The organism is Saccharomonospora azurea NA-128 (assembly GCF_000231055.2).
Lineage (GTDB): Bacteria > Actinomycetota > Actinomycetes > Mycobacteriales > Pseudonocardiaceae > Saccharomonospora > Saccharomonospora azurea.
In genome coordinates this window covers 3,381,016-3,396,917 of the sequence record NZ_CM001466.1, presented here as the reverse complement: position 1 = coordinate 3,396,917, position 15,902 = coordinate 3,381,016, and the positions used below count along the sequence as shown (strand labels likewise).

The 15,902-nt window shown below is 66.3% G+C and carries 26 protein-coding genes; 1 reads left to right on the top strand and 25 read right to left on the bottom strand.

Features of this window, described 5'->3' with window-relative positions:
- Positions 1–150 precede the first annotated feature (150 nt).
- From rplO to rpsL, 25 genes are all read right to left on the bottom strand, one after another.
- Positions 151–594, bottom strand: coding sequence for a 50S ribosomal protein L15 (rplO, locus tag SACAZDRAFT_RS15635; RefSeq protein ID WP_005443292.1), 444 nt, complete (start codon positions 592–594; stop codon positions 151–153).
- Positions 594–776: a 50S ribosomal protein L30 gene (rpmD, locus tag SACAZDRAFT_RS15630; protein WP_005443290.1), complete on the bottom strand. Its 183-nt coding sequence runs from the start codon at positions 774–776 to the stop codon at positions 594–596. The genes rplO and rpmD overlap by 1 nt, the downstream gene beginning before the upstream one ends.
- A 1-nt stretch (position 777) precedes the next feature.
- A complete protein-coding gene (rpsE, locus tag SACAZDRAFT_RS15625) occupies positions 778–1,407 on the bottom strand; it encodes a 30S ribosomal protein S5 (protein ID WP_005443288.1) in 630 nt (209 codons plus the stop codon).
- Between the two features lie 36 nt (positions 1,408–1,443).
- On the bottom strand, positions 1,444–1,842 hold the full coding sequence (rplR, locus tag SACAZDRAFT_RS15620; RefSeq protein WP_005443274.1) for a 50S ribosomal protein L18: 399 nt from the start codon (positions 1,840–1,842) through the stop codon (positions 1,444–1,446).
- Between the two features lie 2 nt (positions 1,843–1,844).
- Positions 1,845–2,384 carry a 50S ribosomal protein L6 gene (gene rplF / locus SACAZDRAFT_RS15615; protein ID WP_005443272.1) on the bottom strand — a complete coding sequence of 180 codons (540 nt, stop codon included), beginning with the start codon at positions 2,382–2,384 and terminating at the stop codon, positions 1,845–1,847.
- Between the two features lie 15 nt (positions 2,385–2,399).
- Positions 2,400–2,798: a 30S ribosomal protein S8 gene (gene rpsH / locus SACAZDRAFT_RS15610; protein WP_005443270.1), complete on the bottom strand. Its 399-nt coding sequence runs from the start codon at positions 2,796–2,798 to the stop codon at positions 2,400–2,402.
- A gap of 96 nt (positions 2,799–2,894) precedes the next feature.
- Positions 2,895–3,080, bottom strand: a complete 186-nt coding sequence (locus SACAZDRAFT_RS15605) for a type Z 30S ribosomal protein S14 (protein ID WP_005443268.1) — start codon at positions 3,078–3,080, stop codon at positions 2,895–2,897.
- A 4-nt stretch (positions 3,081–3,084) separates the two neighbouring features.
- Positions 3,085–3,654: a 50S ribosomal protein L5 gene (rplE, locus tag SACAZDRAFT_RS15600; RefSeq protein ID WP_005443263.1), complete on the bottom strand. Its 570-nt coding sequence runs from the start codon at positions 3,652–3,654 to the stop codon at positions 3,085–3,087.
- Positions 3,654–3,968 carry a 50S ribosomal protein L24 gene (gene rplX, locus SACAZDRAFT_RS15595; protein ID WP_005443261.1) on the bottom strand — a complete coding sequence of 105 codons (315 nt, stop codon included), beginning with the start codon at positions 3,966–3,968 and terminating at the stop codon, positions 3,654–3,656. Before rplX ends, rplE begins: the two co-directional genes overlap by 1 nt.
- Positions 3,969–4,337 carry a 50S ribosomal protein L14 gene (gene rplN, locus SACAZDRAFT_RS15590; RefSeq protein ID WP_005443260.1) on the bottom strand — a complete coding sequence of 123 codons (369 nt, stop codon included), beginning with the start codon at positions 4,335–4,337 and terminating at the stop codon, positions 3,969–3,971.
- A 78-nt stretch (positions 4,338–4,415) separates the two neighbouring features.
- Positions 4,416–4,697, bottom strand: coding sequence for a 30S ribosomal protein S17 (rpsQ, locus tag SACAZDRAFT_RS15585; protein WP_005443258.1), 282 nt, complete (start codon positions 4,695–4,697; stop codon positions 4,416–4,418).
- The gene (gene rpmC / locus SACAZDRAFT_RS15580; RefSeq protein ID WP_005443256.1) at positions 4,694–4,945 is read right to left on the bottom strand and encodes a 50S ribosomal protein L29; all 252 of its coding nucleotides are present in this window, start codon (positions 4,943–4,945) and stop codon (positions 4,694–4,696) included. Before rpmC ends, rpsQ begins: the two co-directional genes overlap by 4 nt.
- On the bottom strand, positions 4,945–5,364 hold the full coding sequence (gene rplP, locus SACAZDRAFT_RS15575) for a 50S ribosomal protein L16 (RefSeq protein WP_005443254.1): 420 nt from the start codon (positions 5,362–5,364) through the stop codon (positions 4,945–4,947). The genes rpmC and rplP overlap by 1 nt, the downstream gene beginning before the upstream one ends.
- Positions 5,365–5,367: 3 nt before the next feature.
- Positions 5,368–6,213, bottom strand: a complete 846-nt coding sequence (gene rpsC, locus SACAZDRAFT_RS15570) for a 30S ribosomal protein S3 (protein WP_005443252.1) — start codon at positions 6,211–6,213, stop codon at positions 5,368–5,370.
- Positions 6,213–6,635, bottom strand: coding sequence for a 50S ribosomal protein L22 (gene rplV, locus SACAZDRAFT_RS15565; protein ID WP_005443250.1), 423 nt, complete (start codon positions 6,633–6,635; stop codon positions 6,213–6,215). The genes rpsC and rplV overlap by 1 nt, the downstream gene beginning before the upstream one ends.
- Before the next feature lie 26 nt (positions 6,636–6,661).
- Positions 6,662–6,943, bottom strand: coding sequence for a 30S ribosomal protein S19 (rpsS, locus tag SACAZDRAFT_RS15560; RefSeq protein WP_005443248.1), 282 nt, complete (start codon positions 6,941–6,943; stop codon positions 6,662–6,664).
- A gap of 18 nt (positions 6,944–6,961) precedes the next feature.
- Positions 6,962–7,795, bottom strand: a complete 834-nt coding sequence (rplB, locus tag SACAZDRAFT_RS15555; protein WP_005443246.1) for a 50S ribosomal protein L2 — start codon at positions 7,793–7,795, stop codon at positions 6,962–6,964.
- 14 nt (positions 7,796–7,809) lie between these two features.
- Positions 7,810–8,121 carry a 50S ribosomal protein L23 gene (gene rplW, locus SACAZDRAFT_RS15550; protein WP_005443244.1) on the bottom strand — a complete coding sequence of 104 codons (312 nt, stop codon included), beginning with the start codon at positions 8,119–8,121 and terminating at the stop codon, positions 7,810–7,812.
- Positions 8,118–8,804, bottom strand: coding sequence for a 50S ribosomal protein L4 (gene rplD / locus SACAZDRAFT_RS15545; protein WP_005443243.1), 687 nt, complete (start codon positions 8,802–8,804; stop codon positions 8,118–8,120). The genes rplW and rplD overlap by 4 nt, the downstream gene beginning before the upstream one ends.
- Positions 8,801–9,457: a 50S ribosomal protein L3 gene (gene rplC / locus SACAZDRAFT_RS15540; RefSeq protein WP_005443242.1), complete on the bottom strand. Its 657-nt coding sequence runs from the start codon at positions 9,455–9,457 to the stop codon at positions 8,801–8,803. The genes rplD and rplC overlap by 4 nt, the downstream gene beginning before the upstream one ends.
- A 30-nt stretch (positions 9,458–9,487) precedes the next feature.
- Positions 9,488–9,793, bottom strand: coding sequence for a 30S ribosomal protein S10 (rpsJ, locus tag SACAZDRAFT_RS15535; RefSeq protein WP_003883485.1), 306 nt, complete (start codon positions 9,791–9,793; stop codon positions 9,488–9,490).
- A 424-nt stretch (positions 9,794–10,217) separates the two neighbouring features.
- Complete coding sequence (tuf, locus tag SACAZDRAFT_RS15530) at positions 10,218–11,411, bottom strand: elongation factor Tu (RefSeq protein WP_005443241.1); 1,194 nt, start codon at positions 11,409–11,411, stop codon at positions 10,218–10,220.
- A gap of 366 nt (positions 11,412–11,777) precedes the next feature.
- Positions 11,778–13,880: an elongation factor G gene (gene fusA, locus SACAZDRAFT_RS15525; protein ID WP_005443240.1), complete on the bottom strand. Its 2,103-nt coding sequence runs from the start codon at positions 13,878–13,880 to the stop codon at positions 11,778–11,780.
- A gap of 94 nt (positions 13,881–13,974) precedes the next feature.
- Positions 13,975–14,445 (bottom strand): 30S ribosomal protein S7, encoded by a 471-nt coding sequence (rpsG, locus tag SACAZDRAFT_RS15520; RefSeq protein WP_005443239.1) that lies wholly within the window; start codon positions 14,443–14,445, stop codon positions 13,975–13,977.
- Positions 14,445–14,819 carry a 30S ribosomal protein S12 gene (gene rpsL / locus SACAZDRAFT_RS15515; RefSeq protein WP_005443238.1) on the bottom strand — a complete coding sequence of 125 codons (375 nt, stop codon included), beginning with the start codon at positions 14,817–14,819 and terminating at the stop codon, positions 14,445–14,447. Before rpsL ends, rpsG begins: the two co-directional genes overlap by 1 nt.
- 469 nt (positions 14,820–15,288) lie before the next feature.
- Between rpsL and SACAZDRAFT_RS15510 the strand changes: the two genes are divergently transcribed.
- Positions 15,289–15,882 carry a YbaB/EbfC family nucleoid-associated protein gene (locus tag SACAZDRAFT_RS15510; protein WP_005443235.1) on the top strand — a complete coding sequence of 198 codons (594 nt, stop codon included), beginning with the start codon at positions 15,289–15,291 and terminating at the stop codon, positions 15,880–15,882.
- The last annotated feature ends 20 nt before the right edge of the window (positions 15,883–15,902 follow it).

The window sequence follows — 15,902 nt, the reverse complement described above, 5'->3', positions numbered from 1 at the left end:
GCCCACTGTCCCGGGTGGAGCGGGGCGAACCGCCACCGCGTTCAGCGGGCAGAACGCGGTCGGCGCGCCTCGGAGCACACGTGACAAGGCCCGCCGGTCCACTGTGCTGGTCCGGCGGGCCTTGTCGGATCGCGTTGCGCGGAGTCGACCTCAGAGCGTGGTGGCGGAGCCGCCCGCCGCCTCGATCTTCTCCTTCGCGGACTTCGAGAACGCGTCGGCCGTGACGTCGAGCTTCACGCCCTCCACGTCACCGTTGCCGAGGACCTTCACAAGTTCACTCTTGTGGACCAGTCCAGAGGCAACCAGCTCGTCCTTGCCGACCGTTCCGCCCTCGGGGAACACGCGAGCGAGGTCGCCCACGTTGATCGCCTGGTACTCGGTGCGGAACCGGTTCTTGAAGCCACGCAGCTTGGGCAGCCGCATGTGGATGGGCATCTGCCCACCTTCGAAGCCGGCAGGCACGTTCTTCCGGGCCTTCGTGCCCTTCGTACCGCGACCCGCCGTCTTGCCCTTCGAGCCCTCACCGCGACCGACGCGGATCTTCTCGCGCTTCGCGCCGGCGGCAGGCTTCAGGTGGTGGATCTTGATGGCCATTACTTGACCTCCTCCACGGTCACCAGGTGCCGGACCGTGTGGATGAGGCCACGCACCTGCGGCGTGTCCTCACGAACCACGGACTGCCGGATCTTGCGCAGACCGAGGGTACGGAGCGACGCCCGGTGGTTCTGCTTGGTCCCGATCGTGCTCTTCAACTGGGTGATCTTCAGCTGAGCCATGTCAGACCCCCTGCCCCGCGCGCTGACGCAGCATCCGGGCCGGGGCCACGTCCTCGAGCGGCAGACCACGGCGAGCGGCAACCTCCTCGGGACGCTGGAGGTCCTTCAGAGCCCGCACGGTCGCGTGCACGATGTTGATCGCGTTGTCGCTGCCGAGCGACTTCGACAACACGTCCTGGATGCCGGCGCACTCCAGCACGGCACGGACGGCGCCACCGGCGATCACACCGGTACCGGCGCTGGCCGGGCGGAGCAGCACGACACCGGCGGCCTCCTCACCCTGCACGGGGTGCGGGATGGTGCCGGCGATCCGAGGAACGCGGAAGAAGTTCTTCTTCGCCTCCTCGACGCCCTTGGCGATGGCCGCGGGAACTTCCTTGGCCTTGCCGTAGCCGACACCGACCTGGCCGTCGCCGTCACCGACGACCACCAGCGCGGTGAAGCTGAAGCGACGACCACCCTTGACGACCTTGGCCACGCGGTTGATCGCTACGACGCGCTCGAGGTGCGGGGTCTTGTCCTGGGCCGCCCCGCCACGGCCACCGTCACGACGGTCCCTGCGGTCCCGGCCGCCGCGCTCGCGGTCGCCGGGCCCGCCCTGGCCGCCGGATTGCCGCGTACGTCCCGGCATCAGGCGTTCCTTCCGTTCTCGAGAATCTTGCTCATGTCAGAACTCCAACCCGCCCTCTCGGGCGGCGTCGGCCAGGGAGGCGATCCGACCGTGGTAGGCGTTGCCGCCCCGGTCGAACACCACCTTGGAGATGCCCGCCGCCTTGGCGCGGGCCGCGACCAACTCGCCGACCTTGGCAGCCTTGGCCTTCTTGTCGCCCTCGACGGCCTGAACGTCCGCCTCCAGGCTGGACGCAGAGGCCAGCGTGTGCCCCGCGATGTCGTCGATCAGCTGAACGACGATGTGCCGCGAGGAACGCTTCACCGACATCCGCGGACGCGCCGCGGTGCCGTGGATCTTCTTGCGCAGCCGGTTGTGTCGACGGATCTTGCCAGCACGGCGACGGGTGGAGACGTCCTTGCCGATCGGCTTGCGCTTCGTAACCGTTTCGCTCATGATCACTTACCCGTCTTCCCGACCTTGCGGCGAATGCGCTCGCCCTCGTAGCGCAGGCCCTTGCCCTTGTACGGGTCCGGGCGACGCAGACGCCGGATGACCGCCGCGGTCTGGCCGACCTTCTGCTTGTCGATGCCGGACACGGAGAACTTGGTCGGGCTCTCCACCTTGAAGGTGATGCCCTCCGGAGCCTTGATCAGCACCGGGTGGCTGAAGCCGAGGGCGAACTCGAGGTCCGATCCCTTGGCCTGCACGCGGTAACCGACTCCGTGGATCTCCATCCGCTTCTCGTAGCCCTGCGTCACACCGACGACCAGGTTCTGCACCAGGGTCCTGGTGAGACCGTGCAGCGCGCGGCTTTCCCGCTCGTCGTCGGGGCGCTTCACCAGCAGCGAGCCGTCTTCACCGCGCTCGACGGTGATCGGCTCGGCGACCTGGTGCTCGAGCGTGCCCTTCGGGCCCTTGACCGAGATGTGCTGCCCGTCGATGGTCACATCGACCCCGGAGGGGACGGTGATCGGCAGCTTACCGATGCGTGACATGCCAGTCCCCCTTCCTCACCAAACGTAGGCGAGGACTTCGCCGCCCACGCCGTTGCGCTTGCACTGCCTGTCGGTCTGGAGGCCGGACGACGTCGAGATGATCGCCACGCCGAGGCCACCCAGAACGCTGGGCAGGTTGGTCGATTTCGCGTAGACCCGCAGACCGGGCTTGGACACGCGCCGGAGACCGGCGATGCTCCGCTCACGGTTCGGGCCGTACTTCAGCTCCACAACCAGGTTCTTGTGCTTCTCACCCGGCTCGGTGCGGTAGTCGGAGATGTAGCCCTCGCGCTTGAGGATCTCGGCGATGTTCGCCTTGATCTTCGAGTGCGGCAGCACGACAGCGTCGTGGTACGCCGAGTTCGCGTTACGCAGACGTGTCAGGAAGTCTGCGATCGGGTCGGTCATCGTCATGGTGACCTGTCAACCTTTCTCGCCCTGGTTCCCCGGTTCGGGGCCTGTGGCGAAGTGGATGGGTCCCTGCGCGGAGCAGGGGACGTCAAAGAGCCTTCACCAGCTCGACTTGTTCACGCCAGGGAGCTGCCCCGCGTGCGCCATCTCCCGCAGGCAGATCCGGCACAGGCCGAACTTGCGGTACACCGAACGAGGACGTCCGCAACGCTGGCAGCGGGTGTAGGCGCGCACCCCGAACTTGGGCTTGCGAGCAGCCTTGGCGATCAGAGCTTTCTTGGCCATCTGATCACGCCTCCTTGAAGGGGAAACCGAGCTTGCGCAGCAACGAGCGACCCTCGTCGTCGGTGTTGGCACTGGTCACAACCGTGACGTCCATGCCGCGCGGGCGGTCGATGGAGTCAGGGTTGATCTCGTGGAACATCGACTGCTCGGTGAGACCGAACGTGTAGTTGCCGTTGCCGTCGAACTGCTTGCCCGACAGTCCGCGGAAGTCGCGGATACGCGGCAACGCGATGGTCAGCAGCCGGTCCATGAACTCCCACATGCGGTCACCACGGAGCGTCACGCGGGCGCCGATGGGCTGGCCCTCACGCAGCTTGAACTGCGCGATGGACTTGCGTGCGCGGCGCACCTCGGGCTTCTGGCCCGTGATGGTGGCGAGGTCGCGGATCGCGCCCTCGATCAGCTTGCTGTCGCGAGCGGCGTCACCGACGCCCATGTTCACCACGACCTTGACCACACCGGGAATCTGGTGCGGGTTGGTGTAGCCGAACTCCTCGCGCAGCTGGCCGGCGACCTCTTCGCGGTACCGGCTCTTCAACCGCGGTGTCGGGTACGTCTTCTCTGCGGTCGTCATCAGATGTCCTTGCCCGTCCTACGCGAGATACGAACCTTCTTGCCGTCCTCGCCGAAGCGGTAGCCCACCCGGGTCGGCTTGCCGTCGGAGTCGACGACCATCACGTTCGACACGTGGATGGGAGCCTCCTGGGTGACGATCCCGCCGGACTGGGCGCCGCGCTGCGTCTGGGTGATCCGGGTGTGCTTCTTGATCCGGTTGACACCCTCGACCAGAATCCGCTCGCGCTCGGGGTAAGCCTTGATGACCTTGCCCTTGGCACCCTTGTCCTTGCCAGCGATGACGAGGACCGTGTCGCCCTTCTTGACCTTCATTCAGAGCACCTCCGGCGCAAGCGAGATGATCTTCATGAACTTCCGGTCGCGCAGCTCACGGCCAACCGGCCCGAAGATGCGTGTGCCTCGCGGTTCGTTGTCGTTCTTGATGAGCACCGCGGCGTTCTCGTCGAACCGAATGTAGGAGCCGTCGGGGCGACGCTTCTCCTTCGCGGTCCTGACAATCACGGCCTTGACGATGTCACCACGCTTCACGTTGGCGCCCGGGATGGCGTCCTTGACGGTGGCGACGATGATGTCACCGATGCCCGCGTAGCGCCGCCCCGAGCCACCGAGCACCCGGATGGTCAGGATCTCCTTGGCACCCGTGTTGTCGGCGACTCGCAGTCGCGACTCCTGCTGGATCACGTCAACTCCTGTATGTCGCGCCGGTTCTCGGCAGAGCCGAGCCTGGCGGAACGAAGGGGGCTGTTGCCCAGCCCCTGATTACTTGGCCTTCTCGCGGATCTCGACGAGCCGCCACCGCTTGGTGGCCGACAGCGGTCGGGTCTCCATGAGCAGGACCCGGTCACCCACGCCGGCGGTGTTCTGCTCGTCGTGCGCCTTCACCTTCTTGGTGCTGCGCAGGACCTTGCCGTACAGCGGGTGCTTCTTCCGGTCTTCGAGCTCCACGACGATCGTCTTGTCCATCTTGTCGGACACGACCAGTCCCTCGCGGACCTTCCGGTAGTTACGACCGGAGTCCTTGTTCTGCACCGCCTCCGTCATGCGGCACCCTCACTCTCGTTCTCCTCGGGGGAGACGGACAGTCCGAGCTCCCGCTCCCGCATCACGGTGTAGATGCGGGCGATGTCCGCGCGCACCGTGCGCAGCCTGCGGTTGTTGTCGAGCTGCCCGGTCGCCATCTGGAACCGGAGGTTGAACAGCTCCTCCTTGGACTCCTTCAGGCGCAGCACGAGCTCCTCAGCAGTGAGCTCACGAAGTTCTGACGCCGCCACTCCTCCGGCCTTCGCCATCAGAACTCACCACCTTCACGAGTCACGATCCTGCACTTCATCGGCAGCTTGTGCATCGCGCGACGCATGGCCTCGCGCGCCACAGCCTCGTTCGGGAAGCTCATCTCGAACATGACCCGACCCGGCTTCACGTTGGCGATCCACCACTCCGGCGAACCCTTACCGGAACCCATGCGGGTTTCAGCAGGCTTCTTCGTCAGCGGACGATCCGGGAAGATGTTGATCCAGATCTTGCCGCCACGCTTGATGTGCCTGGTCATGGCAATACGAGCGGACTCGATCTGCCGGTTGGTCACGTAGCCGTGCTCGAGCGCCTGGATGCCGAACTCACCGAACGTCACCTTGGTACCGCCCTTGGCGGCGCCGGAACGCTTCGGCGAGTGCTGCTTGCGGTACTTGACCTTGCGTGGGATGAGCACGCCTCAGCCCTCCGTTTTCTCTGTGGCGTCCGTCGCCGCCACCTGCGGGGCCTGGCTGGCCGCAGTGTCGGTGTCGCTCTTCGCTCCACCCTGCGGCGCCGAGGCCCGGCTCGACTCGTTCGAGGACGGCGCGTTGCCGGAACGTCGGCGCGACGGACGCTCGCGACGCGGCGCGCGCTCGGCGGCCGCAGCCGCCTCCCGCTCCTGCTTCGCCTTCAGGCCACCGATGAGGTCACCCTTGTAGATCCACACCTTCACGCCGATGCGGCCGAACGTCGTGCGGGCCTCGAAGAAGCCGTAGTCGATGTCGGCGCGCAGCGTGTGCAGCGGGACGCGACCATCGCGGTAGTGCTCGGAACGGGACATCTCTGCACCGCCGAGACGACCGCTGCACTGCACGCGGATGCCCTTGACCTGCGGCGAGCGCATCGAGGTCTGGATGGCCTTGCGCATCGCGCGACGGAACGCCACACGGTTGGAGAGCTGCTCGGCGATGCCCTGGGCGACGAGCTGAGCATCGGCCTCGGAGTTCTTCACCTCGAGGATGTTCAGCTGCACCTGCTTGCCGGTGAGCTTCTCCAGCGCGCCCCGGATGCGGTCGGCCTCGGCACCCCGACGACCGATGACGATGCCCGGACGCGCGGTGTGGATGTCGACCCGAACCCGGTCGCGGGTGCGCTCGATCTCGACCTTGGAGATGCCCGCGCGCTCCATACCGGTGGACAGGAGCTTACGGATCTTGACGTCCTCGGCGACGTACTCCGAGTACTGCTTGTCCGCGTACCAGCGGGACTTCCAGTCCGTGGTGATCCCGAGCCGGAAGCCGTGCGGGTTGATCTTCTGGCCCACTACCGGCCACCTGCCTTCTTCTTGCTCTTCGACTTCGCCTGGTCGGCGGGACGCGACTCGACCTCCACGGTGATGTGGCTGGTCCGCTTGCGGATCCGGTACGCACGTCCCTGCGCCCGCGGGCGGATGCGCTTGAGAGTCGGGCCCTCGTCGGCGTAGGCGTTCTTGACCCAGAGCGTGTCGGGGTCCAGGTCGAGGTTGTTCTCCGCGTTGGCCATGGCGCTCGCGAGCACCTTGGCCACGGAGTCGCTGGCCGTCTGCGGCGCGAACCGGAGCACGGCGAGCGCCTCGTTCGCGTTACGGCCCTTGATCAGCTCGATCACCCGGCGCACCTTGGTCGGCGAGTCCCGGACGAAGCGAGCTCGCGCGAAGGCCGTAGGCAGCTCCTCTGCCTCGACCACCGCGTCATTACGCGCGTTCATCGCTGCTTCCCCTTCTCGGTGCGCGCTCAGCGGCGGCGCGACTTGCGGTCATCCTTGACGTGGCCCTTGAAGGTCCGCGTCGGGGCGAACTCGCCCAACTTGTGCCCGACCATCGCCTCGGTGACGAACACCGGGACGTGCTTGCGGCCGTCGTGCACCGCGATGGTGTGACCCAGCATGTCCGGGGTGATCGTGGACCTGCGAGACCAGGTCTTGATGACAGTCTTCTTGCCCGACTCGTTGAGCGCGTCCACCTTCTTGAGCAGGTGGTCGTCCACGAACGGGCCCTTCTTCAGGCTACGTGGCATCTGTGGCTACCTCCCTACTCAGCGCTTCTTGCCGGTGCGCCTGCGGCGGACGATCAACTGGTCGCTCGGCTTACGACGACGAGTCCGGCCCTCGGGCTTACCGTTCGGGTTGACCGGGTGACGACCACCCGAGGTGCGACCTTCACCACCACCGTGGGGGTGGTCCACCGGGTTCATGACCACACCACGAACCGTCGGGCGCTTGCCGCGCCAGCGGTTGCGGCCCGCCTTGCCCCAGTTGATGTTCGCGTGCTCGGAGTTGCCGACCTCGCCGACCGTGGCGCGGTTGCGCACGTCCACGTTGCGGATCTCGCCCGAGGGCATCCGCAGCTGGGCGTACGGACCTTCCTTGGCGACGAGCTGCACACGCACGCCGGCGGAGCGCGCGATCTTGGCTCCGCCACCGGGGCGGAGCTCGATCGCGTGCACGACCGTACCGACGGGGATGTTGCGCAGCGGCAGGTTGTTGCCGGGCTTGATGTCGGCCTTCGGGCCGTTCTCGACGCGGTCGCCCTGCTTCAGCTTGTCCGGCGCGATGATGTAGCGCTTCTCGCCGTCGGCGTAGTGCAGGAGCGCGATGCGAGCACTGCGGTTCGGGTCGTACTCGATGTGCGCGACCTTGGCCGGCACGCCGTCCTTGTCGTTGCGCCGGAAGTCGATGACCCGGTACGCACGCTTGTGACCGCCACCCTTGTGGCGGGTGGTGATCCGACCGCCCGAGTTGCGACCACCGCGGCCGTGCAACGGCTTCAGCAGCGACTTCTCAGGCTCCGACCGCGTGATCTCGGCAAAGTCGGCGACCGAGGAACCCCGGCGGCCCGGAGTCGTTGGCTTGTACTTGCGGATGCCCATGTCGTCTCAGTCCCTTATGCGGCTGGTCCGCCGAAGATCTCGATCGGCTTGCTCTCGGCCGACAGCGTCACGATGGCGCGCTTGGTGTCCTTGCGCTTGCCGTAGCCGTAGCGAGTGCGCTTGCGCTTACCGGGCCGGTTCAGCGTGTTCACGCTGATCACCTTCACCCCGAAGACCTTCTCGACCGCGATCTTGATCTCGGTCTTGTTGGCGTCCGGGCGAACCAGGAACGTGTACTTGTGGTCGTCGAGCAGCCCGTAGGACTTCTCGGAGATCACCGGCGCGATCAGGATGTCGCGCGGGTCGGGGATCGCCACGGAGCTCACTGCTCGTCACTCCCTTCAGCCTCGCTCGACGACGCGGCCGAGGCGCGGTTGCCCTTCGCCGGACCGGCGAGGAACGCGTCGAACGCGGCCTTCGTGAACACCACGTCGTCGTTGACCAGCACGTCGTAGGTGTTGAGCTGGTCGGGCGTGATCAGATGCACGTTCGGCAGGTTCCGCAACGAGTACGTGCCCACCTCGTCGTCGCGCTGCAGCACCACGAGCACCCGCTTGGCCTGGGTGACCGCCGCGATGGCCGCCTTGGCAGCCTTCGTCGACGGCTTCTCGCCGGTCACCAGCTCGGTGATGACGTGCACCTGGCCGGCGCGAGCGCGGTCGGAGAGGGCGCCACGCAGGGCGGCGGCCTTCATCTTCTTGGGGGTGCGCTGCGTGTAGTCCCTCGGCGTGGGGCCGTGAACGGTGCCACCACCGGCGAACTGCGGCGCACGGACCGAGCCCTGACGGGCGCGGCCGGTGCCCTTCTGGCGGTACGGCTTGCGGCCACCGCCGCGGACCTCACCGCGGGTCTTCGTGTCGTGCGTGCCCTGGCGAGCGGCCGCCATCTGGGCCACAACGACCTGGTGCATCAGCGCGATGTTCGCCTGCACGTCGAAGATCTCGCCCGGCAGCTCGACGGTCCCCTGAGCCTCACCTGCGGGAGTCTTCAGCTCGATCGTCGCGGTCATTCGGTCACACCACCCTTCGCGGCGCTACGCACGAACACCAGGCCGCCCTTGGGGCCGGGGACCGCGCCCTTGATGAGCAGGAGGCCGTCGTCGGCACGCACCGAGTGGACGGTCAGGCCCTGCGTGGTCACGCGGTCGCTACCCATGCGTCCCGCCATGCGCATGCCCTTGAACACACGGCCCGGGGTGGAGGCGCCGCCGATCGAACCGGGAGCACGGTGCGTGGCCTGGTTACCGTGGCTGGCGCCCTGGCCGCGGAAGCCGTGGCGCTTCATGACACCCGCGTAGCCCTTGCCCTTGGTCGTACCGGTGACGTCCACGACCGCACCGTCGGAGAACACCTCGGCGGTGATCTCCTGGCCGACTTCGTAGGCGTCCGCGTCGGCGGTGCGGAGCTCGGCGAGGTAGCGCCGCGGCGTCACACCGGCCTTCTCGAAGTGCCCGGTCTCCGGCTTGTTGACCCGGCGCGGGTCGATGGCACCGAAGGCCAACTGCACGGCCGAGTAGCCGTCCTTTTCCTTGTTGCGCACCTGGGTCACCACGTTCGGCCCGGCCTTGACGACGGTCACCGGGATGACCCGGTTGTTCTCGTCGAAGACCTGGGTCATGCCGAGCTTGGTGCCCAGAATGCCCTTCACTTGCCTGTCAGACATGAGTCTCTATCTCCGCCGCTCGACCAACGCTTACTGGATGTTGACGTCGACGCTCGCCGGAAGGTCGATGCGCATGAGCGCGTCCACCGTCTTCGGCGTCGGGTCGAGGATGTCGATCAGACGCTTGTGCGTGCGCATCTCGAAGTGCTCGCGCGAGTCCTTGTACTTGTGCGGCGAACGGATCACGCAGTAAACGTTCTTCTCGGTGGGCAGCGGCACAGGTCCGACGACCGAGGCGCCGGTGCGCGTCACCGTCTCGACGATCTTGCGCGCGCTGGCGTCGATCGCCTCGTGGTCGTAGGCCTTGAGCCTGATGCGGATCTTCTGTCCCGCCATGGTTCCTTACCGTCTCGTCCTCGACCGGCCCGACATCGACTCCTCGGGCCGGCCTTTCCGGCCTGCCCTCGATCGTCGAGGCGCCTCCCCGCGGGGGACGTCGGACGGTCGAGGAATCGTCTCGTACCGCTGTTACCGCACGTCAGCGACCTGCTCCCGGTCCACGCGGTCGGGCGTGTCGCACCCACTGCGCAGACTCATCCCGCAGGAATCGTTGCCGTGCCGCTAGGTCTTCTTGCTCCACGGAGCACCGGCCAGGAGGCCGACCGCTCCTGACTCGCAAAGAATGCGAGCCCGGGACGCTCACGACGGGGCGGCCGATTTCTCGGGAGCCATATGTCCTTGCGAAATCGGCCGCCCCGCGTCGAGCAACCTTAGTAGGATGCCATATCTGCAGATGGCACCCGCACCCGGGGTGGGTGCCTTACTTGACGATCTTGGTGACCTGGCCGGCGCCGACGGTACGGCCACCCTCGCGGATGGCGAACCGCAGACCCTCGTCCATGGCGATCGGCTGAATCAGCTGCACCTTGATCTCGGTGTTGTCGCCCGGCATGACCATCTCGGTGCCCTCGGGGAGGGTCACGACGCCGGTCACGTCCGTGGTGCGGAAGTAGAACTGCGGGCGGTAGTTGTTGAAGAACGGCGTGTGACGGCCACCCTCGTCCTTGGACAGGATGTACACCGAGCCCTCGAACTCGGTGTGCGGGGTCGTCGTGCCGGGCTTCGTGATGACCTGGCCGCGCTCCACGTCCTCGCGCTTGATACCACGGAGCAGCAGGGCGGCGTTGTCACCGGCCTGGCCGTAGTCGAGCATCTTGTTGAACATCTCGATGCTGGTGACCGTGGTCCTGCGAGCCTCGGGACGGATGCCGACGATCTCGACCTCTTCGTTCAGCTTGATCTCGCCGCGCTCGATACGGCCGGTGACGACCGTACCGCGACCGGTGATCGTGAAGACGTCCTCGACCGGCATCAGGAACGGCTTGTCGATCTCACGCTCCGGCTCCGGAACGTTCTCGTCGACGGCGTTCATCAGCTCGACGATGCTGTCGGCCCACTTCTCGTCGCCCTCGAGAGCCTTGAGGCCGGAGACGCGCACCACGGGGGCGTCGTCGCCGGGGAACTCCTGCGAGCTCAGCAGCTCGCGGACCTCCATCTCGACCAGCTCGAGGATCTCCTCGTCGTCCACCATGTCGGACTTGTTGAGGGCCACCACGATGTAGGGCACGCCGACCTGACGGGCGAGCAGCACGTGCTCGCGGGTCTGCGGCATGGGGCCGTCGGTGGCGGCGACCACGAGGATCGCACCGTCCATCTGCGCCGCACCGGTGATCATGTTCTTCACGTAGTCGGCGTGGCCCGGCGCGTCGACGTGCGCGTAGTGACGCTTCTCGGTCTGGTACTCGACGTGCGAGATGTTGATCGTGATACCGCGCTGCTTCTCCTCAGGCGCGTTGTCGATCTGGTCGAACGCACGCGACTGGTTGAGCTCCGGGTACCGGTCGTGGAGCACCTTGGTGATCGCCGCGGTCAGGGTGGTCTTGCCGTGGTCGACGTGACCGATGGTCCCGATGTTGACGTGCGGCTTGCTCCGCTCGAACTTCGCCTTCGCCACTGGAATGTCCTCCTGGACTTTCTTGCTGCCGGTCGGCGTGGCTGCCGGCCGACGACTCGTTCTGCTCGGTTGTGCGGACCTTAGGGGAAGGCCCCTTTCGCGCCCGCGTTTGGGTGCTCCGGGTTCTTACTTCCCCGTCGCCACGGTGTCGGATCGAAGGTCTGGAGTTTGTTCACCGTGTCGGTGCGAGTGACCCGCACCGACACCGATCACGATCCCTTCGCCCTTCACGGACTTCACTGCTCGACTCCGAGTTCGCTTCGCTGCGCGCTCACTCGCGCGAGCTCACTCCCCCGTCGCCTCGGCAACAGCCGCTGCAAGGCTCCAGGTTCGCTTCGCTTCGCGCTCGCAATGCTCACGCGATGCTCACTCCCCCGTTGCCTTCGCGATGATCTCCTTCGCGACGTTCGACGGAACCTCCGCGTAGGAGTCGAAGACCATCGTGTAGTTGGCGCGCCCCTGGGTCTTGGACCGGAGGTCGCCCACGTACCCGAACATCTCCGACAGAGGCACGAGCGCCTTGACGACGCGCGTACCCGACCTTTCCTCCATGGCCTGGATCTGGCCACGGCGGGCGTTCAGGTCGCCGATGACATCGCCCATGTAGTCCTCGGGCGTGGTCACCTCGACCGCCATCATCGGCTCAAGCAGTACCGGGTTGGCCTTCCGCGCGGCCTCCTTGAGCGCCATCGAACCGGCGACCTTGAAGGCCATCTCCGACGAGTCGACTTCGTGGTACGCACCGTCCAGCAGAGTGACCTTCAGGCCGACGAGCGGGTAGCCGGCCAGCACGCCGTACTGCATGGCGTCCTGAGCACCCTGGTCCACCGACGGGATGTACTCCTTCGGCACACGCCCACCGGTGACCTTGTTCTCGAACTCGTAGAGAGCACCCTCGGCCGACGCGGTGTCGAGCGGCTCGAGCGAGATGATCACGCGAGCGAACTGACCCGAACCACCGGTCTGCTTCTTGTGGGTGTACTCCAGCTTGTCGACCGTCTTGCGGATCGTCTCGCGGTAGGACACCTGAGGCTTACCGATGTTCGCCTCGACCTTGAAGTCGGTCTTCATGCGGTTGACGAGCACCTCGAGGTGGAGCTCACCCATACCCTCGATGATCGTCTGACCCGTTTCCTCGTCCTGGCTGACCCGGAACGTCGGGTCCTCCTCGGCGAGCTTCTGGATCGCGGTCGACAGCTTCTCCTGGTCGGCCTTCGTCTTGGGCTCGATGGCCACCTTGATGACCGGCTCGGGGAAGGTCATCGACTCGAGAACGATCGGCTTCTGCGAGTCGGCGAGCGTGTCACCCGTCGTGGTGTCCTTCAGACCCTGGACGGCGTAGATGTGGCCGGCCTGGGCCTCGTCGACCGGGTTCTCCTTGTTGGAGTGCATCTGGAAGAGCTTCCCGATGCGCTCCTTGCGCTCCTTGGTCGCGTTGACGACCTGGGTGCCCGCGGAGACCTTGCCGGAGTACACCCGGATGTAGGTCAACTTGCCGAAGAACGGGTGCACCGCGATCTTGGAGACCAGCGCGGAGAAGGGCTCCTCGGTCGACGGCTTGCGCGTCGCCGCGGTGCCGTCGGGAAGGACGCCCTCGACCGGCGGCATGTCCAGCGGCGACGGCAGGTAGTCGATCACGGCGTCGAGCATGGGCTGCACGCCCTTGTTCTTGAACGCCGAACCCGCCAGCACCGGGAAGACCTCACGCGCGATGGTGAGCTTCCGGATACCCGCCTTGATCTCGTCCTCGGTCAGCGTCTCGCCGCCGAGGTAGCGCTCCATCAGCTCGTCGTCGGCCTCGGCGACGGTCTCGACGAGCTTCTCGCGGTACTCGGCAGCCTTGTCGGCGAGGTCGGCCGGGATCTCCTCGACCTCGTAGTCCTCGCCCTTCTGCGTCTCGCCGCGCCAGGTCAGCGCCTTCATGCGGACCAGGTCGACGACGCCCTGGAAGTCGCTCTCGGCGCCGATGGGCAGCTGGAGGACCAGCGGCTTGGCGCCGAGGCGCTCCTCGATGGTGCGGACGGTGTAGTAGAAGTCCGCACCGAGCTTGTCCATCTTGTTGACGAAGCAGACGCGCGGGACGTCGTACTTGTCGGCCTGCCGCCAGACCTGCTCGGACTGCGGCTCAACGCCTTCCTTGCCGTCGAAAACGGCAACGGCACCGTCGAGAACCCGGAGATTCCGTTCCACCTCGACCGTGAAGTCGACGTGACCGGGCGTATCGACGATATTGATCTGGTTGTCATGCCAGAAGGTGGTGGTGGCAGCCGAGGTGATGGTGATACCCCGCTTCTGCTCCTCCTCCATCCAGTCCATCGTCGCCGAGCCATCGTGCGTCTCGCCGAGCTTGTAGTTGATCCCGGTGTAGAACAGGATCCGCTCGGTGGTCGTGGTTTTACCGGCGTCGATGTGGGCCATGATGCCGATGTTGCGGACCTTGGTGAGGTCGGTCAGCACGTCACGTGCCACTTCAATGTTCCCCTGTCTCAAACGTGGAACCCGGCATTGGCGCCGTCAATCGGACCGGGCCGACGGTGTTGCCTAAAGTTCACTGCTGTCGGACTCACCAGCGGTAGTGAGCGAAGGCCTTGTTGGACTCGGCCATCTTGTGGGTGTCCTCGCGGCGCTTCACGCTGGCCCCGAGGCCGTTGCTCGCGTCGAGCAGCTCGTTCTGGAGGCGTTCGATCATGGTCTTCTCACGACGCGCACGCGCGTACGTGGTGATCCAACGCAGCGCAAGGGTGGTCGAGCGACCCGGCTTGACCTCGATCGGCACCTGGTAGGTGGCACCACCGACGCGGCGGCTCTTCACCTCGAGGGTGGGCTTCACGTTGTCGAGCGCACGCTTCAGAGTGACGACCGGGTCGGTACCGGTCTTCTCCCGCGCGCCTTCCAGGGCGCCGTAGACGATGCGCTCGGCGATCGAACGCTTACCGTCCTGCAGCACCTTGTTCACCAACTGGGTGACAAGCGGAGACTGGTACACCGGGTCAGCCGTCAACGGCCGCTTCGGGGCCGGACCCTTGCGGGGCATTAGCTCTTCTCCTTCTTCGCGCCGTACCGACTGCGCGCCTGCTTGCGGTTCTTCACGCCCTGCGTGTCGAGCGAACCGCGGATGATCTTGTAGCGAACACCCGGCAAGTCCTTCACACGGCCGCCACGGACGAGCACCATCGAGTGCTCTTGAAGGTTGTGACCCTCACCGGGGATGTAGGCCGTGACCTCGATGCCGTTGCTCAACTTCACGCGGGCGACCTTGCGCAGGGCCGAGTTCGGCTTCTTGGGCGTGGTCGTGTACACGCGGGTGCACACACCACGACGCTGCGGGCTTCCCTTGAGCGCCGCCGTCTTCTGCTTGGCAGCCTTGTCCTGGCGGCCCTTACGGACCAGCTGCTGGATCGTGGGCAATGGACCAGCCTTCTGTTGCGTCTACCTAGCTCTACGTTGTCTCCCCGGTCCCCGCGGTCGGGCGTGTCGGCCCGTCTCAGGATCGGAAAACGACCCCTCAACTTCCCATCGGGATTGCCGTGGAACTCCGCCTGACTCGACCGCGGACAGGCGCCTGAGGCACCCACCGTGATCTGAAGGCACACGGAGGGCCCGACAGCCTGCCGGGCACGGTCGTCAAAGATACCCGCCCGCATTCACGGCTACCACATCGGGGGTCGAGTACAACCGGCGATGCGTACCCGGACGGGTGGCTCTGTTTTCCCAGCCTACCTCAGGTGGCTGTGTGCGCGATCGCCATGCGTCGTGGCAGTTCGCGAGTGATCCCTGTCGATTCCGGCGGAACTCCGCACGTCGCGCTACACCGTACTCCATCATTGAACACGCACCGTGCTCGAGTAGTTGATCAAAAGTGATGACGGAGGAACGGTTGTCAGCGGAGTTCGAGCGGCTCGTCGCACAGTTCGAGCAGTTCCAGTCGAAGTTGCAGAGGGTCGACGACCGGCTCGCCGACGTCGGCCGGATGCAGAGTGAGATCGCGGCCCTCGAGGCCACCGCGTCGAGCGCCGACCGGAGCGTCACCGTGGTGGCCGGGGCCGGCGGTTCGATCAAGGACATCCAGTTGACGGACCGGGCGCTCGCGCAGCAGCCGCAGGCGTTGGCGGCGACCCTCATGTCCACCATCCAGCAGGCCGTCGGCGAGGCGGCCCGCAAGCAGGCGGGGATCGTCGACGAACACGTCGACGGCATGGGCGTCACCGACCAGGTCCTGGAGACGCAGGCCCAGCTCTTCGGCACCACGCCCGAGGAGCTGTGGGAGCGCATGGAACAGGAACGCCCCGCCCGCCGGCCGCGGCTGCGGCCCGAGGAGGAGTACCACGAGGACTACTCCCACCAGGACTTCCTCGACGGGGACGGGTCGTCGGATTCGGCGCAGCCGCCCACGCCTCCCCCGCCGTCGGGTGGCGGCTCCGCCGGTGACGACTTCCTGCAGAACCTGTTCAACGACGACGACCGCCGCTGAGCGCACCGCACAGCACAGTC

Coding starts and splice junctions, on each gene's coding strand:
- rplR (WP_005443274.1), bottom strand. CDS start 1,842: ATGAGCGAAACGGTTACGAAGCGCAAGCCGATCGGCAAGGACGTCTCC.
- rpsH (WP_005443270.1), bottom strand. CDS start 2,798: ATGACGATGACCGACCCGATCGCAGACTTCCTGACACGTCTGCGTAAC.
- rpmC (WP_005443256.1), bottom strand. CDS start 4,945: ATGGCGAAGGCCGGAGGAGTGGCGGCGTCAGAACTTCGTGAGCTCACT.
- rpsS (WP_005443248.1), bottom strand. CDS start 6,943: ATGCCACGTAGCCTGAAGAAGGGCCCGTTCGTGGACGACCACCTGCTC.
- rplF (WP_005443272.1), bottom strand. CDS start 2,384: ATGTCACGCATCGGTAAGCTGCCGATCACCGTCCCCTCCGGGGTCGAT.
- rplD (WP_005443243.1), bottom strand. CDS start 8,804: ATGACCGCGACGATCGAGCTGAAGACTCCCGCAGGTGAGGCTCAGGGG.
- rpsE (WP_005443288.1), bottom strand. CDS start 1,407: ATGCCGGGACGTACGCGGCAATCCGGCGGCCAGGGCGGGCCCGGCGAC.
- rplE (WP_005443263.1), bottom strand. CDS start 3,654: ATGACGACCGCAGAGAAGACGTACCCGACACCGCGGTTGAAGAGCCGG.
- rplB (WP_005443246.1), bottom strand. CDS start 7,795: ATGGGCATCCGCAAGTACAAGCCAACGACTCCGGGCCGCCGGGGTTCC.
- SACAZDRAFT_RS15605 (WP_005443268.1), bottom strand. CDS start 3,080: ATGGCCAAGAAAGCTCTGATCGCCAAGGCTGCTCGCAAGCCCAAGTTC.
- rpmD (WP_005443290.1), bottom strand. CDS start 776: ATGGCTCAGCTGAAGATCACCCAGTTGAAGAGCACGATCGGGACCAAG.
- rplV (WP_005443250.1), bottom strand. CDS start 6,635: ATGAACGCGCGTAATGACGCGGTGGTCGAGGCAGAGGAGCTGCCTACG.
- rplX (WP_005443261.1), bottom strand. CDS start 3,968: ATGAAGGTCAAGAAGGGCGACACGGTCCTCGTCATCGCTGGCAAGGAC.
- rplC (WP_005443242.1), bottom strand. CDS start 9,457: ATGTCTGACAGGCAAGTGAAGGGCATTCTGGGCACCAAGCTCGGCATG.
- rpsQ (WP_005443258.1), bottom strand. CDS start 4,697: ATGACGGAGGCGGTGCAGAACAAGGACTCCGGTCGTAACTACCGGAAG.
- rpsJ (WP_003883485.1), bottom strand. CDS start 9,793: ATGGCGGGACAGAAGATCCGCATCAGGCTCAAGGCCTACGACCACGAG.
- rpsG (WP_005443239.1), bottom strand. CDS start 14,445: ATGCCCCGCAAGGGTCCGGCCCCGAAGCGGCCGTTGACGGCTGACCCG.
- rplO (WP_005443292.1), bottom strand. CDS start 594: ATGGCCATCAAGATCCACCACCTGAAGCCTGCCGCCGGCGCGAAGCGC.